This window comes from Micromonospora saelicesensis (genome assembly GCF_900091575.1).
Taxonomy (GTDB): Bacteria; Actinomycetota; Actinomycetes; order Mycobacteriales; family Micromonosporaceae; genus Micromonospora; species Micromonospora saelicesensis.
In genome coordinates this window covers 168,038-183,211 of the sequence record NZ_FMCR01000005.1, presented here as the reverse complement: position 1 = coordinate 183,211, position 15,174 = coordinate 168,038, and the positions used below count along the sequence as shown (strand labels likewise).

Sequence of the window (15,174 nt, the reverse complement as noted above, 5' to 3'; positions counted from 1 at the left end):
TCGGTTGGTAATCGCGGGAACCCCCCACCGCCGCTCCCCCGGTTCGGCAGGATCGTCCCAACGAGGAGGTGCCGTCGTGCAGGACACCCGCGCTCTCGCCCTGACGTTCGAGGTGAGCGGCCTGCCACCGGTCAAGACCGAAGCGTTGTCCATCTTCGCCGCCGGGCACCGGCAGGCGACGAGGGTCCGCACCCTGCTCCAGGCCGCCCTCGCCGCGGCCCAGCGCACCGGCTGGACGCCGTTGCCCGGGCCGATCGAGGTGGACCTGGTGTTGCGCTGCCCGCCCGGGCACCGTACGTCCGACGCCAGCACCCTTCTCGGTGGCGTCTGCGCGGTGTTGCAGGACAAGAAGCGGGTGTCGAGCATCGGCCTCGCCCACCTCGGCGTGCTGGTGGACGTCGCCCTGTACGACGACGACCGGCAGATCCGCCGGCTGTCGTACCACGAGGAGCCGGCGGAGGAGTTCTCGTACCAGGTGCGGGTCGCCGCCGTACCGGCCGGGGTTTGACCGACGTTCGCGGTGGGGTATCGCGGACGCCGACGAAGGGAGCACCGATGTCGGAGCCACATGTCACGCTCGACCCCCGCGGGCTCGATCCTGTGCAGCAGAAGCTGCGCGGCCCGCTGGAGGAGCAGCTGACCTCGGCGCTTCAGGCGGCCACCGAGCGGATCCGCGCCGACTACGCCGGCGAACCTGTCGAGCAGGTCTGCCAGCGACTGTTGGAGGAGACCCGCTCCGGGTTGCATCCCGACATCGCTGCCGGGTTCAACCCGGACATGGACGAGTTCTGTCGGGTGGCGGTGGCGATCGTCCGGCGCGAGGCCGGCTGAGCCGCAGCAACTCTCAGTATCGGCTGAGCTGGGCGTACGGGCTGAGCACGATGCGTGGCGACAGCGCCGGGTCCAGCCAGTTGAGCACGTCGACCAGGTGATCGTGGGCGAGGGAGACGCAACCGGCGGTGGCGTTGCCGGCGCTGGTGCTGAACTGGTGCAGGAAGATCCCGCTGCCCGCGTTCGGCACCGGCTTCGGCACGTTCGGCGGCATGTTGTAGGTGATCACCGCGAAGTGCGTGTACGCGGGCACCTCCGTCCACAGTGCCTCGCTGGCCCCGCCCGGGTTGGTCGCACTCTGCTGGAAGGTGTTGTAGCGCGCGGACGACGGGTTCTCGTTCCACCAGTCGCCACTGACCAGCCGGTGGTAGGGGAATCGCACGCCCGGGTTGGCGGCGATGCCGTACATGGTGGGGCCGATCGAGTAGACGCCGGTCGGCGTGGTCGCCACACCCTCCACGTGGTTGTCGCTGAAGCCCTTCGAGCCGATCCGAGCGGGCAACGACGGCGAGGCCGGCTGCCAGCCGTTCCGGACCCGCACGTACGCCTCCAGCGTGGCGTACGTGGTGGTGTAACTGCTGGCGCCGACGATGATCACCTGCTTCGTCTCCACCGGCAGCGTGGTCAATGTGCTGGCCCGGGTCGGTAGCTGCATCCCCGGCCAGGGCCGCTGCGCCGGGGCCGTGCCCCAGCCCGGCCGCAGCGGCCGGTCCGTCGCGAGTGCGGGCGCGGCCGGGGTGAGCACGGCCGGAGCGGCCAGACCCGCCGCCGCGCCGAGTAGGAGAGATCTTCGCTTCATGCCGCCATCCTGACAGTCGGACCGGCGCGCGGTCTGTCCCGCCCGTAACGGTCGAACGATTCGCTGGTCGGGTCAGGACCGGGTCCGCAACTACCCGGCCCTGACCCTCGGCCGTTCGGCAGGGAAGCGGACAGCTCCGGCACCCCGCCGCGCGGGCGTGGCACGACGCCACGCGCCAGAACGGGGTGAGCCGGCCACTTCGCACTCAGCTCCACGGTGCTCACCCGCCAAACGCCGACGCGCCCCCGACACACCCCGAAGGGCCGTGAGCGCCGGACCAGGCTAGGCGCGCTCCGACCGACCGGACAAGCCGCGTCGGACGACCGGCGGCTGGACTTGTCCCATGATGAAAATCGGGCAGGTTGGCGTAACACGACCATGATCGCCGACGCTGTTCGGCTTCGGTACGGTCAGAAGTGGCGCAGCAGATCCCGGAACGCGGCGAGCCGCAGCACCCCGCCGTCGGTCGGGTCCAGCTCGTCGTCCTCCAGCACCCAGGTGTTCGCGTTCGGAATGAACACGGCGTTCAATCCGGCGGCCCGCGCCGGCAGGATGTCGGACTTCGGGGAGTTGCCGATCATCCACGCGCCGTCCGGCGCGAAGCCGTGCTCCCGAGTGAGCCACCGGTACGTGTCGACGTTCTTCTCGGCGACGATGTGCGCGGCGCCGAAGTGGTGCAGCAGACCGCAGGCGTCCAGCTTGCGCTGCTGCTCCTCCCGATCGCCCTTGGTGAGCAGCAGCAACTCGTGCCGGCCGGCCAGCTCGTCGAGCGCGTCGGCCACCCCGGGCATCAGCTCCACCTGGTGCTCGACGAGGGCCAACGCCAGCCGGTCGATCTCCTGACGTTCGGAGTCGGTGGCCGGCCGCTCGCGCAGCCGCTCCAGGCAGTCCGCCAGGCTGCGCAGGAAGACCTTGCTGCCGTACCCGTGGGCCACCGCGTTGGCCCGCTCGATGTCGTCGAGCACGGCCCGCAGCTCGGCCCGGTCCAGGGTGGGGTGGTCCAGCCAGCCCAGGAAGTCGTCGATCACCCGCTCGAAGACGACGTTGTTCTCCCACAACGTGTCGTCCGCATCAAAGATCAACACCTGTGCCTGCCGTCGCGCCGCCAAGCCGACCGTCATGCCATCCCCTTCCCGTGCCACCGCCCCGAAGGCCGAGAGACAGGATAGGCGGGAGATCCATTTGAGATCTTCCGGATTTTCGTGAACCGGTCGCTGACCTGACCACGATCAGGGGGCGTCGGTGGCGGCCTGGTCAGGGCCACCGCAGCAACCGTTGCGCGATCAACGCTTCGCGGTCCTCCTGCCCCTCGGGTCGCAGCCGGCCACCGCGGGTGAGCATCACCACGCCGTGCAGCAGGCTCCAACCCACCTCGGCCAGGGTGTCCGGGTCCCGCCCCTCGGCCAGCGGGGTCAGGGCCGCCCGCAGCTCGGCGAAGACCGCCCGTGGCGCGGCTGGCACGCCATCCACGCCGAGGGCCAGGTCGGGGGTCAGCGCGAGCATCGCGTCATAGACCTCGGGATTCGTGTACGCGAAGTCGAGGTACGCGGTCGCGACCGCCGGCCAGACCCCCTCGGGGCTCCCGGCGGTTTCCGCGTGCGCCTCGGCGAGGTCGGCGGCCAGATCGGCGAAGGCACACACCGCGACGGCGGCGATCAGCGCCTCCAGATCGGCGAAGTGCCGATAGATGTCGCCCATGTCGATCTCGGTTCGTTCGGCGAGCCGTCGGGTGGTCACACCCGCCCAGCCCTCCGTCTCAGCCAACTCCCGCGCGACAGTGACGATGAGGTCACGCCGGTCCTGTTCGGTGGCCTTCTCGGCAGGTCCGGGCACGCCCACGAGCGTAGAGGCGTACACCTGCCGTAGCGGTCGGGTGACGGATTGGTGACTGTTGTGGTGGGCCGGGCCCTTCGCTCCACGTGCCACAGCCGCCCCTGACTCGTTAGGCGAGGAGATCACCGCGACGGGAGGGCACGTGGTCGTTCGGCGACACCGGCGCGTGGCGAGCCGATGAGGAACACCCCCGACAGACTGTTGCGCAGCGAAGCCACCCGCCAGCGGGCCACCTTTCTGGAGCTCTTCCTCGACTTGGTCTTCGTCTTCGCCCTCACCCGGATCTCCGCGCGGCTGATCGCCGACTTCACCGACGGCCAGCGCGGCGTGTACGCGGGTCTCGGCCAGGCTCTGCTGCTGTTCCTGGCGCTGTGGGCGGTCTGGTCGGTGACGGTCTGGTCGACAAGTTGGCTGGACCCGGACGCCCCGATCGTCCAGACCGTCATCATCATGACGTTGGTCGGTGCCATGACGATGGCCGTCGCCGTGCCGCACGGGTTCGGCGCGCGGGCCTCCCTCTTCGCCATCACCCTGGTGACCCTCCAGATCGGCCGAGTGGTGTTCTTCCACGTTGCCGGGCACGGCCGGCCTGACCCCCGACAGTCGATCCGGATCCTGTTCTGGTTCGGCCTGAGCGCACCGCTCTGGGTCGTCGGCGGGCTGGTCAACGACGGCACGGTCCGCGGGGCACTCTGGACCCTCGCCGTGCTGGTCGACTACACCGGGCTGTTCCTCGGCTGGCCGACCCCCCGACTCGGCGCGCAACGGCTCGGCGTCCAGATGATCGCGGCCGAGCACCTGGCCGAGCGGTACCAACAGTTCCTCCTCATCGCTCTCGGCGAGGCGATCTTCGTCATCGGCCTCGCCTTCAGCGGCAGCGAGTTCCACACCGACCAGACGGGTGGGTTCGTCCTGGCGCTGGCGAGCACCGTCCTGCTCTGGCGGATCTACTTCCACGTGGCGGGAGGAATGCTGGGCACGGCCGTCGACCGTTCCCGTAACCCGGCCCGGCTCGCGACTGACATGGCGTTCGCCCACATGGTCATGATCGCGGGGATCGTGCTCACCGGCGTCGGCTTCGAGCTGTTCATCGCCGAGCCCCTCGGGCACCTCCCGGCGACCTGGCTCATCGCCATCTTCGGCGGCCCGGTGCTCTTCCTCGCCGGACGATCGGCGCTCGAATACCAGGTCTTCGGTCGGGTCTCCCGGTCCCGGCTGGCCAGCCTGCTGGCCTTCGGCCTGCTGACCCCGGCAGCACTGCACCTCCAGCCGCTCACCGCCGGGGCGGTCGCCGCCGTGGTGCTGCTCGGCGTCGCCGGAGCGGACGCGCGACGATCCCGCCACCGGTCGCCGGAGACGCCAACGCCCCCGTACTAGCGCTGTGTCGAAGCCCTTGCCGAGGGTTGCGTCTGTCGACGGCGTCCATGGTCGGTCGTTGCAGACTAAAGTCGGCGAGGAGGCGCAGACCCAGGCGGTCGATCAGCGGCGTAGGGCCGTTTCGCTCCGCATGTGCGACAGCTTCTCGGGGTTTCGCACGGCGTAGACCCCGCTGATAAGACCGTCGTCGATACGCAGCGCGAGGACCGTGTCGACCGCGCCGTCGAGCCGCAGAACCAGCGCCGGGTGACCGTTGACCTGGGCGAGGTGCAGCGACATTGTCTCGGTCCTGGCGTGTGTGCTGCACAGCAGACGGGCCACCTTGTCGGCCCCGGCGACAGGCCGCAGCACGGCCTGCTTGATCCCGCCGCCGTCGCCGAGGAGCACGACATCCGGCGCGAGGACGTCGAGCAGGCCCTGCACGTCGCCGGTCTCGACGGCCCGCCGGAACGCGTCCAACGCCCGCCGGGTGTCCGCCGAGGAGACCATCCCGCGCGGCCGGCGCGCGGCGACATGCGCCCGCGCACGGTGGGCGATCTGACGGACCGCGGCCGAACTCTTGTCGACCGCCTCGGCGATCTCGTCGTACGCCAGGTCAAATACCTCTCGGAGGACGAACACCGCCCGCTCGGTCGGCGCCAGCGTCTCCAGCACCAGCAGCATCGCCATCGAGACGCTCTCGGCGAGTTCGACGTCGTCGGCGACGTCGGGTGCCGTCAACAGCGGCTCGGGCAACCAGGAGCCGACGTAGGACTCCCTACGCCGACCGACGGCACGCAGCCGGTTGAGCGACAGCCGGGTGGTGATCCGGACCAGGTAGGCGCGCTGGTCCCGCACCGTCGCGAGGTCCGCGTCCGCCCACCGCAGCCAGGTCTCCTGGAGTACGTCCTCCGCGTCGGCGGCCGAGCCGAGCATCTCGTAGGCCACTGTGAAGAGCAGGTTCCGGTGACCGACGAACGCGTCGACGGCGCGGTCCCCCCGGCCGTCCGCACTCATGATTCCGCCTCCCGCATCCATGCGTCCTCCAGTCTCGCCGAACTCGACCGCGTCGCCCACCAGACACCGGCCTCTCGACTTCTGTGACACCGGGCGTCCGTGCTCCGCGTCACTTCACGAGCTGTCACAGCGCACCGGTCGGCGGTGTCTCCTGTGCGACCCGATACGGAGGGAAACTCATGAACCTGGCACTGTGGATCGTGGCCGGTCTGTTGGCCGCAATTGCCCTGGCCGGCGGCATCACCAAGATGTTCGTACCCAAGCAGAAGTTGTCCGCTGCCAACGGCGGCGGGTGGACCGGCGACGCCAGCGTGGGCTTCGTCAAGACCCTCGGGGTCCTCGAACTCCTGGCCGCGGTCGGCCTGATCCTGCCCGGCGTGCTCGACATCGCACCGGTGCTGGTGCCGGTGACCGCCGTCTGCTGGATCCTGCTGATGGTCGGCGCGATGATCACCCACCTGCGCTACGGCGAGGCACGGTTCATCGTGCTGAATCTGGCCTACCTCGCGATGGCCGCGTTCGTGGCCTGGGGCCGCCTCGGACCCGAGCCCTTCACCGGCTGACCTGAACCACTCCCGCCCCGGCTGGCCGATGGCGCCCGCTATCCTCGCGCGATGACGTCGCGGACCGCGCTGCGGAGGCGCACCAAGCGCATCCTCGTGGCCGCGTCCGTCACGCTGGGCCTGCTGTCGTGCCTGTGGGGCCTGTCGTTCCTGTGGTTGCAGATGTCCAAGACCGAGGGCGCGTTGCCACCGGAGTCACGGACACCGCGGGTACCGTCCGGCGCGACGGTCGCCGACGAGAGCATGGAGTGCGCCTCCGGTGGATGCTGGCGGACGATCACACTGGTGCCGGCGGCGGGGCAGTCTCCGGAGGACCTGGCACACGAGATGGGTCTCTCCGAGGGCCTGCGCCTGCCGCCGACGCTGCTCGACCCGGCGACTGTCTACGTGGGGGCCCGCCCCAAGGATGGCGAGTTGATCGTCCACGTCGGTTATCAGTGAGCCCTTCCGGGCCTGGGTAGCGCCGCAGAGTGGCGACTCGGCCCACCCGGCGCGGCGCGGCGCTCAGGAGGGTGCGGCGGCGGGGAAACCATCGGTGAGCACGCCGATCACCCGCTGGATCCGATGGTTCGCCGTCGGGTCGATGGGGCCGGTCAACGCGACGTGGTGCAGCACGCTGACCACCGCCAGGGCCAGTGCGTCGGTGTCGACGCCGGCCGGCACGCGCCCGCGGCTCTGCTCGGCGGCCAGGTAGTCGGCGACCGCGCGTTCGATCCCGCGTAGCCCCGACATACCGCTACCCAGGACCGCCTCGACGTTCGCCGACAACTCCGGACGGAACGCGGTCAGCCGGGCCAACGCCGTCAGCGTGCCCAACGGGGTGGCCAGGACGGCCTGACGCAGATTGTCGGCAACCGTGCCGGACCCGGCGCGCTCCGGCAGGCCGGCCACCTCGCCGGAGATCTGGAAGACGCGGTCGACCGCGAACCCGGTCAGGAAGTCGTCGAAGTTCGCGAAGTGCGCGTAGAGCAGGCCGGTCGCGACGCCGGCCTCGCGCGTGACGGCCCGGCCGGTGAGCCGACTCGGCCCCTCTTCCACGATCAACCGCTCGACGGCAGCGAAGAGCTGCTGTCTGAGCGCTGGGATGGCGACTCCGCGCGGCATGGCTGAAGTCTAGGCGGTTGCGACGCCGCCGTTTGCGACGGTATGAACAGTCGCTCATACTAGTTTGAGCAAATGCTCATTCTAGGTGGCGAGGTGCTGGATGAAACGTGCGGTGATCGTGGGTGCGGGCATAGCCGGGCTGGCCACAGCCCTGCGACTCCACCAGGACGGGTGGCAGGTCCTCGTGGCCGAACGGGCCCCAGCCCGGCGCAGCAGCGGCTACATGGTGAACCTGCTCGGGCCGGGGTACGACGCCGCCGAACGCCTCGGCCTGCTGCCCGCGCTGTCCGCCGCCGACCTGGGGCTGTTCACCACCGTGCTGGTCCACGCCGACGGACGGCCCAAGTTCACAGTGCCGTCCGTCATCGCCGAGGCCGCACTCGGCAAGCGGGCCCTCTCGGTGTTCCGCGGCGACCTGGAATCCAGCCTCTTCGAAGCGGTGCGAGACCGTGTCGACATCCGCTTCGGCACCACCGTGAACTCCGTCGACCAGCACACCGATCACGTACGCGTGGAGTTGAGCGACGGCACCATCGAGCAGGCCGACCTGCTGGTCGGTGCCGACGGGGTGCACTCGGCCACCCGCACCACCGTGTTCGGCCCCGACTTCCGGGTGGACCTCCCGTACCTCGTGGCCGCCTTCCCCCTGACCCACCCGGTGCCTGGCGTGCCCGAGTCGTCCGCCACCACGTACATCGGCCCCGGGCGCACCGCGGCGATGGTCAACCTGGGCCCGGAACGGTCGTCGGCGTTCTTCACCTATCGCAGCCCGGAGCCCGCCGCCGACCTGAGGCGCGGGCCGGTCGACGCGTTGCGGGCCGCGTTCGGAGATCTGTCGGGTGGCGTGCCCGACGCGATCGACCACCTTGCGAAGGACCCGGCCAGCGCCTACTTCGACGCCGTCAGCCAGGTGGTCATGCCACGCTGGAGCACCGGTCGCGTCGTCCTGCTCGGAGACGCGGCGTGGTGCGTGACGCTCTTCGCCGGACACGGCGCGGCTCTCGCCCTGGCCGGCGCCGACCACCTCGGCGCCGCCCTACGGCGGCACGCCGACGACCTCCCGGCAGCACTCGCCGAGTGGGAGGCCGGACTACGCCCGGAGGTCGGCAAACGACAGGCACTCGCCCGCCGGGGAATGGCCCAGTACGCGCCACCCAGCCGATTCCACGTCTGGATGAGCGATCTGACCATCCGGGCGATCACAGTGCCCGGCATCAGCGGCCTCGTCCGACGAGGTATCGAACGGGCGAACCGCTGAATGGTGCCCCGCGTCAGCCTGATCAAGCTCGGCGTGGTCACCACCTGACCGCTACAACATTGATCGAGCGCGACCATGCGTGCCAAACACGATCGTTCGATACCCGTGCGCTGCGGCGACCTTCAGCGCCGCCGGGTACGTCGGGCCAGCACCACCGGCACATCAGCAGCGTGCTCGGGCTGGTTACGGAGGATCGCACCAAGGCTCGACGCCGCAGCTACCGGTACGCCGGTAGCGGGCACGTGCGGCGGCAACACACCACAGCGGCTGCCGGGCGAAGGGGCCCACCCCCAGCGCGAATCATCGAGGCCAAGCAGCAGGCGAGGCCCGGTTCGCCACCACGACACAGGTGGCATAGACACGTCGACATCAACTGATACTCTCCCCTCGCCTTACCCGTAGAGGAGAGACACCGAATTGAAGAAACTATCGAGCGTCGCGACCGTGCTCGCACTCTCAGCTGGAATCGCTATCGCCCCAGCGGCATCTGCCTACGCTGCTACGGACAGGAGCGGGGCGGAACGGCTGAACATCCCGAACAGCAGTGCGTGCAAGGACGGTCGCACGGTCATGCAAGGCATGGTGGCAGGGCCAGGCGGCCAGCTTTACATCATTTTCACCAAGGCGGCCGGCGCGGAACCCGTCCTGTCCAGGTGGTTGCGCGACGGCTCAACCTGGGACGGCACCAGCTGGGTCTGCGCCGGGGCACCAACGCCCATACCCACACTCGGCCACGGTAACGACCTCGCCTACAACGCGAACTATCTGGGCCAGGGCCCGGCCCTGATTGCTACCCAGGGGAGCCAATCCGCGTTTCTGAGCGACAAGGTGACAATCGTGCGCCTGAACGCCGACGGATCTATTGGCACAGCCGGGGAAGTGCGTCTACCGATAGGCAACATCAGCGGTCTCTGCTACAGCGCTACGGCCGCCGGCGGAGCCGGCAAATATGCTGCCCGACGGTTGGGTAGCCTGTGGACCCATCCCGGCGCCGGCGCGCTTACGAGCGGATGGACGCTGGTGAAGAGCAATCTGACGAGTCACGATAATCGTTCCGACCAAGGCATTGACTGCTCAGAGAACTATATCTGGAACACCAAGTCGATCAACACCTCAACGCCCGCTACCGGGTGGAATTGGGTGTACCAGTACAACTGGTCTGGAGGCGATGTGGAGAGTGACATCGGAATTCCGGGCAACAACTTGGTCGATGAGATCGAAGATGTCACCCACGTGGGGAGCGAATTCTTCGTCGGCATCAACCGGAACGACGGACTAGCAGACACCGTGAAGGTGCTCACCGAATAGTTCGAGCAGCTGTAATGCTGTCGAGGTATCCATGGGGCGCTTGGTCCGCTCTGTCGGTTCAACCGAGGAAGTGTCTCGCAGGGCGCTAGCTAGTTGTCGGCGAGCACCGAGGGTGGTGCTGCCTCCGTCGACCGACATGATCGTGCTCGATCCAGGATCGAGTGGCCTCCCGACGCCGGCGATGCCACTACAACCTGGATCGAGCGCGATCATGCCGACGAGGCGCAGAGGCGGGCGGACTCGGGCCCGCCCGCAAGGGCGGGGCGAGGGCGGGCGGGGTCAGCGGCGCAGGGTGAGGATCAGGTCGGCTACCAGGGCCGTCCAGCCGGTCTGGTGCCAGGCGCCAAGGCCGGCCCCGTTGTCGCCGTGGAAGTACTCGGGGAAGGCGATCAGGTCGCGCCAGTCCGGGTGGGTCTGGAACATCTGAGCGGCACCGTAGATCGGCCGCCGACCCCAGTCGTCCTGGGTGAACAGCGAGATCAGCCGGGCGGAGAGGTCGTCGGCGATCTCGTCCAGGGTGTGCTTCACCCCGGAGCGGGTCGGGTACTCCACCTGGAGGTCGTCGCCGAAGAACGCCGCATAGTCGCGCAGCGCGCTGATCAGCAGGAAGTTCGTCGGCATCCAGATCGGACCGCGCCAGTTCGAGTTGCCCCCGAACAGTCCACTGGTCGATTCGGCCGGTTCGTAGCCGACGGAGAACTCCTGCCCGCCGAGGGTGACCGAGAACGGCTTGTCCAGGTGCGCGCGGGACAGCGTACGGAGGCCGAAGTCGGAGAGGAACTCGTCCGGGTCGAGCATCCGGGCGAGCAGGCGGACCACCTGCTCCGGGCCGACCATGGACAGCAGTCGCTGCTGCCGGCCGTCGGGGCCCAGTCGGCGGGTGCCGATCACCTGGGCGTACTCCGGGCGGTTGGTGAGGAACCAGCGCAGCCGGGCGCCCAACTCCGGTAGGTGGTGCAGGGTCCGGGCGGTGAGCCGGGTGGTGGCGGCCAACGGCAGCAGCCCGACGACGGAGCGGACCTTCAGCGGCACCTTCGTGCCGTCGGCGAGGCGCAGCACGTCGTAGAAGAAGGCGTCCTCCTCGTCCCACAACCCCTGCTCGTACGCGGCGGCGGCGATGTAGGCGAAGTGCTCGAAGAACTTGGTGGCGGTGTCCACCCAGGTCCGGTCGTGTTCGGCGAGCACGATCGCCATGTCCAGCAGGTTGAGCGCGTACATGCCCATCCAGCCGGTGCCATCGGACTGCTCCAGCACCCCGGCGACCGGCAGCGCCGCCGAGCGGTCGAACGGCCCGACGTTGTCCAGCCCGAGGAAGCCGCCCTCGAAGACGTTGTTGCCGCCGGTGTCCTTGCGGTTGACCCACCAGGTGAAGTTGAGCAGCAGCTTGTGCATCACCCGGGCCAGGAACTCGTAGTCCCGGCCGCCGTCGATCTCGAACACCTTCAGCGCCGCCCACGCGTGCACCGGCGGGTTCACGTCGCCGAACGCCCACTCGTACGCCGGGATCTGCCCGTTGGGGTGCAGGTACCACTCGCGGAGCAGGAGCAGGATCTGCTCCTTGGCGAAGCCCGGGTCGACCCGGGCGATGCTCACGCAGTGGAAGGCCAGGTCCCAGGCCGCGTACCAGGGGTATTCCCACGGGTCAGGCATGGAGATGACGTCGAAGCTGGTCATGTGCCACCAGGCGCTGTTGCGCCCGTGTCGACGTCCGGCCGGCGGCGGGGTCGAACCCGGGTCGCCTTCGAGCCAGCGTTTGACGTCGAAGTGGTAGAACTGCTTGCCCCACATCAGTCCGGCGATGGCCTGCCGGGCGACCAGCGCCTCGTCGGGTGTGGCGGCCGGCGGGATCACTCCGGCGAAGAACCGGTTCGCCTCGGCCCGCCGCGCCCACACCACGGCCTCGAAGCCGTCGCTGAGGTCGGCCGGGGGCGGCGGCGCGGCGGCCGGCGGCGACGCGGTGCGGGTCAGCCGCAGCCGGATCTGGCGCTGCCCGCCGGCCGGCACGTCGAGCACGTAGTGCAGCGCGCCCTTGGTGCCCTCCCGGGCCGGGTTGACGGTGGCCGCGCCGTTGACGACGTGGTCGTTGATGCCGTCCTTCGGGTACGGGGAGCGGCCGGGCAGGCCCCAGAGCCGTTCGGCGTTGGTGTCGTTGTCGCAGAGCAGCGGCACCGGGCCGCCGTCGCCCTCCAGCAGCAGTTGGCCGAGCACCCGGTGCTCGCCGACGAGCCGGGTGCCCTGGCCGGTCAGCCGGGGGATCCGGTCGCCGCCGGGCAGGCCCCAGGACCAGGTGTTACGGAACCACAGGGTGGGCAGGACGTGCAGGGTGGCCGCCTGGTCGCCCCGGTTGGCGACGGTCACCACCATGCAGAGGTCGGTCGGGGACGCCTTGGCGTAGTCGACGGTCACCGCCCAGTACCGGTCGTCGTCGAAGATCCCGGTGTCCACCAGCTCGTACTCGGTGTCGTCGCGGCCGCGCAACGCGTTCACCGCGACGAGTTCGTCGTACGGGAAGGCGGCCTGCGGGTAGTGGTAGCGCCAGCGCATCCAGGAGTGGGTGGGTGTGGAGTCCTCGTACCACCAGTACTCCTTGACGTCCTCGCCGTGGTTGCCGCCGTCGCCGCCGAGGCCGAACATCCGCTCCTTGAGGATCGGGTCCTTGCCGTTCCAGAGGGCCAGGGCGAACGCGAAGGTCTGTCGTTCGTCGCAGACGCCGGCCATCCCGTCTTCATTCCACCGGTAGGCTCTGGACCGCGCGTGGTCATGCGGGAAGTAGTCCCAGGCCGTACCGTGCTCGCTGTAGTCCTCCCGTACCGTCCCCCACGCCCGTTCGGACAGATAGGGACCCCATGCACGCCAGTCCTGCTCCCCCGAGTCGGCCTGGGCGAGCCGGAGCCGCTCAGCGTCGGGTGGCGAGGCGTCGGAGGACGATCGGTCAGTGATCACGTGCACATCTTTGACGTCGCCGCGGTACTTGACCACAGCGGCCATTCTCGTCGTGGCGTGTTACACCCCGCCGCCGGTGGAGGAAAGTTGATCGACATTCACTTCGGCCCGCAGATCTGCGGCGACCTGACCAGCGCTGCCAGCCGGGAGTGGCTGGTCCCCGACGGCCTCGGCGGCTATGCGATGGGCACCGTCGGCGGGCTGCGGACACGTCGCTACCACGGTTTGTTGGTGGTTCCCGGCGAAACGCCGGCGTCCCGCCAGGTGGGACTGGTCAGCCTCGATCCGGCGGTCACCCTGCCGTCCGGCGCGCGGGTGCGCCTCGGCGCGCACGAGTGGGCCTCCGGCGACGTGGACCCGCGCGGCTTCGAGCTGTTGGAGCGCTTCGACCTGGTCGACGGGCTACCCCGGTGGCGGTGGCGGATCGGCGCGGTGGTGATCGAACGGGAGCTGGCCATGCTGCCCGGCCGTTCCTGCGTCGCGGTGGTGCACCGGCTGGTCGCCGGTGGTCCGGTCCGGCTGGAGCTGTCGGCCGCCTGCACCTGGCGCGACGCGCACGGCGAACGGCGGGCCGACGGCCCGATCCCGCAGGTCGAGGCAGTGGCCGACGGCGCGGTGGTCGAGGGCGCGTACCGGCTCGCCGGCCCGGGCTGGGCGCCCGAGGGGCAGTGGTGGCTGGGCGTGCACCACCGCGAGGAGGCCAACCGGGGGCTGCACCCGGACGAGGACCTCTGGTACGCGGGCCGCTTCTCCGGTGAGCTGGAACGCCCCGGCGACACGGTGTCGGTGCGGGCCTGGGCCGGTCGACTCGACGAGGAGCCGCCGCCGGCCACGGAGATCGTGGCCACCGCGAGGCGACGCAACCGGCGGGTGGTCGCGACGGCGAAGCCAGCCGACGACGTGGACGCCACCCTGGCGCTGGCCGCCGACGCGTTCGTGGTGCGCACCAACCAGGCGGCGGTGGACGTGGTGGCCGGCTACCCGTGGTTCGGGGCGTGGTCGCGGGACACGATGATCTCGTACGAGGGGTTGTTCCTCTGCACGGCTCGCGCCGACGAGGGCCGGGAACTGCTGCGGGCGTACGCGGCGACGCTGTCGGAGGGGATGCTCGCCAACACGGCCGACACCGGTCGGGTGGAGTACAACACCGTCGACGGCACGCTGTGGTTCCTGCACGCGGTGAGCCGGCACGTCACCGTCACCGGCGACACCGACCTCGGCGACGAGCTGCTGCCCGCGTTGCGCGCCGTGATCGACGCCCACACCGCCGGCACCCGGTACGGGATCCGGGTCGACCCGGCCGACGGGCTGCTCACCCAGGGCGCGGCCGGCACCGCGCTGACCTGGATGGACGCCCGGGTGTACGGGGTGCCCGTCACCCCGCGGACCGGCAAGCCGGTCGAGGTCAACGCGTTGTGGATCAACGGGCTGGCCGGGCTCGCGGAGCTGACCGAGCTGGCCGGGCAGGACGCCGACGAGCTGTGGCGACGCCACCGGCAGGCCACCGCCTCGTTCCGGGAGCGGTTCCCGGCCCCGACCGGCTGGCTGCACGACGTGCTGGACGCGCCCGCGCCGGCGTACCCGTTGGGTGGTGCCGCCCTGCACGACGACGACGCGTTGCGCCCCAACCAGCTGCTGGCCTGGTCGCTGCCGTACGCGCCGATGGAGCCGGACGAGGCGACGCTGCGACGGGTCGGGGGCGGGCTGCTCACCCCGCTCGGGCCGCGCAGTCTGGCCCCGGATTCCACGGAGTTCGTGGGCCGGCACCGGGGCGGCCCGGCCGACCGGGACGGGGGCTACCACCAGGGCACGGTCTGGCCGTGGTTGCTCGGCCCGTACGTGGACGCCGCCCGGCGGGGGAAGATGTCCGTCGATGACGTATTCGTTGGCATTGAGTCCCATTTGATGGAATTTGGGTTAGGCTCGGTGAGCGAGACGGCCGATGGCCTCGCGCCGCACACCGCTACCGGGTGCCCGTTCCAGGCATGGTCGGTGGCCGAGCTGCTGCGGGTGCGGCGAAAGAGCCAGTAGCGCTTTACACGACCGCAACGGTGGTGTCGCCGCTGGTTATCGCGATCCCGGCAGGATTGGCCTCGATCCAGACGCGACGGCGACATCGATTCGGTGTCGGTCGGCGCGCGCCCGGGGACAACTCAAAGGGG

Annotated in this window: 14 protein-coding genes; 8 read left to right on the top strand and 6 right to left on the bottom strand. The window is 69.9% G+C overall.

Annotation, left to right across the window (positions count from 1 at the left end):
- Window positions 1-76: 76 nt before the first annotated feature.
- Window positions 77-508, top strand: coding sequence for a RusA family crossover junction endodeoxyribonuclease (locus tag GA0070561_RS22060; RefSeq protein WP_091404061.1), 432 nt, complete (start codon window positions 77-79; stop codon window positions 506-508).
- 47 nt (window positions 509-555) lie between these two features.
- Window positions 556-831, top strand: a complete 276-nt coding sequence (locus GA0070561_RS22055) for a hypothetical protein (RefSeq protein WP_091404059.1) — start codon at window positions 556-558, stop codon at window positions 829-831.
- 13 nt (window positions 832-844) lie between these two features.
- Here GA0070561_RS22055 and GA0070561_RS22050 read toward each other — a convergent pair whose 3' ends face one another.
- The 3 genes from GA0070561_RS22050 to GA0070561_RS22040 form a co-directional block, all read right to left on the bottom strand.
- On the bottom strand, window positions 845-1,630 hold the full coding sequence (locus tag GA0070561_RS22050; protein WP_091404057.1) for a L,D-transpeptidase family protein: 786 nt from the start codon (window positions 1,628-1,630) through the stop codon (window positions 845-847).
- A gap of 410 nt (window positions 1,631-2,040) precedes the next feature.
- Window positions 2,041-2,751 carry an HAD family hydrolase gene (locus GA0070561_RS22045; RefSeq protein WP_091404054.1) on the bottom strand — a complete coding sequence of 237 codons (711 nt, stop codon included), beginning with the start codon at window positions 2,749-2,751 and terminating at the stop codon, window positions 2,041-2,043.
- A 133-nt stretch (window positions 2,752-2,884) separates the two neighbouring features.
- On the bottom strand, window positions 2,885-3,463 hold the full coding sequence (locus GA0070561_RS22040) for a TetR/AcrR family transcriptional regulator (RefSeq protein ID WP_112602341.1): 579 nt from the start codon (window positions 3,461-3,463) through the stop codon (window positions 2,885-2,887).
- Between the two features lie 177 nt (window positions 3,464-3,640).
- On the opposite strand from GA0070561_RS22040, the gene GA0070561_RS22035 reads away from it, so the two are divergent.
- Window positions 3,641-4,840: a low temperature requirement protein A gene (locus GA0070561_RS22035; protein WP_091404045.1), complete on the top strand. Its 1,200-nt coding sequence runs from the start codon at window positions 3,641-3,643 to the stop codon at window positions 4,838-4,840.
- A gap of 102 nt (window positions 4,841-4,942) precedes the next feature.
- Here the strand turns inward: GA0070561_RS22035 and GA0070561_RS22030 are convergent, their stop codons facing one another.
- On the bottom strand, window positions 4,943-5,836 hold the full coding sequence (locus GA0070561_RS22030; RefSeq protein ID WP_244166373.1) for an RNA polymerase sigma-70 factor: 894 nt from the start codon (window positions 5,834-5,836) through the stop codon (window positions 4,943-4,945).
- A 179-nt stretch (window positions 5,837-6,015) separates the two neighbouring features.
- Here GA0070561_RS22030 and GA0070561_RS22025 point away from each other — a divergent pair, with 179 nt between their 5' ends.
- Both GA0070561_RS22025 and GA0070561_RS22020 read left to right on the top strand, forming a co-directional pair.
- On the top strand, window positions 6,016-6,399 hold the full coding sequence (locus tag GA0070561_RS22025; RefSeq protein WP_091404043.1) for a DoxX family protein: 384 nt from the start codon (window positions 6,016-6,018) through the stop codon (window positions 6,397-6,399).
- Between the two features lie 51 nt (window positions 6,400-6,450).
- Window positions 6,451-6,840: a hypothetical protein gene (locus tag GA0070561_RS22020; protein ID WP_091404040.1), complete on the top strand. Its 390-nt coding sequence runs from the start codon at window positions 6,451-6,453 to the stop codon at window positions 6,838-6,840.
- Window positions 6,841-6,903: 63 nt separating this feature from the next.
- Here GA0070561_RS22020 and GA0070561_RS22015 read toward each other — a convergent pair whose 3' ends face one another.
- Window positions 6,904-7,503 (bottom strand): TetR/AcrR family transcriptional regulator, encoded by a 600-nt coding sequence (locus GA0070561_RS22015; protein WP_091404037.1) that lies wholly within the window; start codon window positions 7,501-7,503, stop codon window positions 6,904-6,906.
- 100 nt (window positions 7,504-7,603) lie between these two features.
- On the opposite strand from GA0070561_RS22015, the gene GA0070561_RS22010 reads away from it, so the two are divergent.
- Window positions 7,604-8,761 carry an FAD-dependent oxidoreductase gene (locus GA0070561_RS22010; RefSeq protein ID WP_091404034.1) on the top strand — a complete coding sequence of 386 codons (1,158 nt, stop codon included), beginning with the start codon at window positions 7,604-7,606 and terminating at the stop codon, window positions 8,759-8,761.
- Window positions 8,762-9,331: 570 nt separating this feature from the next.
- On the top strand, window positions 9,332-10,069 hold the full coding sequence (locus GA0070561_RS33130) for a hypothetical protein (protein ID WP_141710418.1): 738 nt from the start codon (window positions 9,332-9,334) through the stop codon (window positions 10,067-10,069).
- A 279-nt stretch (window positions 10,070-10,348) separates the two neighbouring features.
- Here GA0070561_RS33130 and GA0070561_RS22000 read toward each other — a convergent pair whose 3' ends face one another.
- A complete protein-coding gene (locus GA0070561_RS22000) occupies window positions 10,349-13,057 on the bottom strand; it encodes an MGH1-like glycoside hydrolase domain-containing protein (protein ID WP_091404031.1) in 2,709 nt (902 codons plus the stop codon).
- A gap of 42 nt (window positions 13,058-13,099) precedes the next feature.
- On the opposite strand from GA0070561_RS22000, the gene GA0070561_RS21995 reads away from it, so the two are divergent.
- A complete protein-coding gene (locus tag GA0070561_RS21995; RefSeq protein ID WP_091404028.1) occupies window positions 13,100-15,043 on the top strand; it encodes an amylo-alpha-1,6-glucosidase in 1,944 nt (647 codons plus the stop codon).
- The last annotated feature ends 131 nt before the right edge of the window (window positions 15,044-15,174 follow it).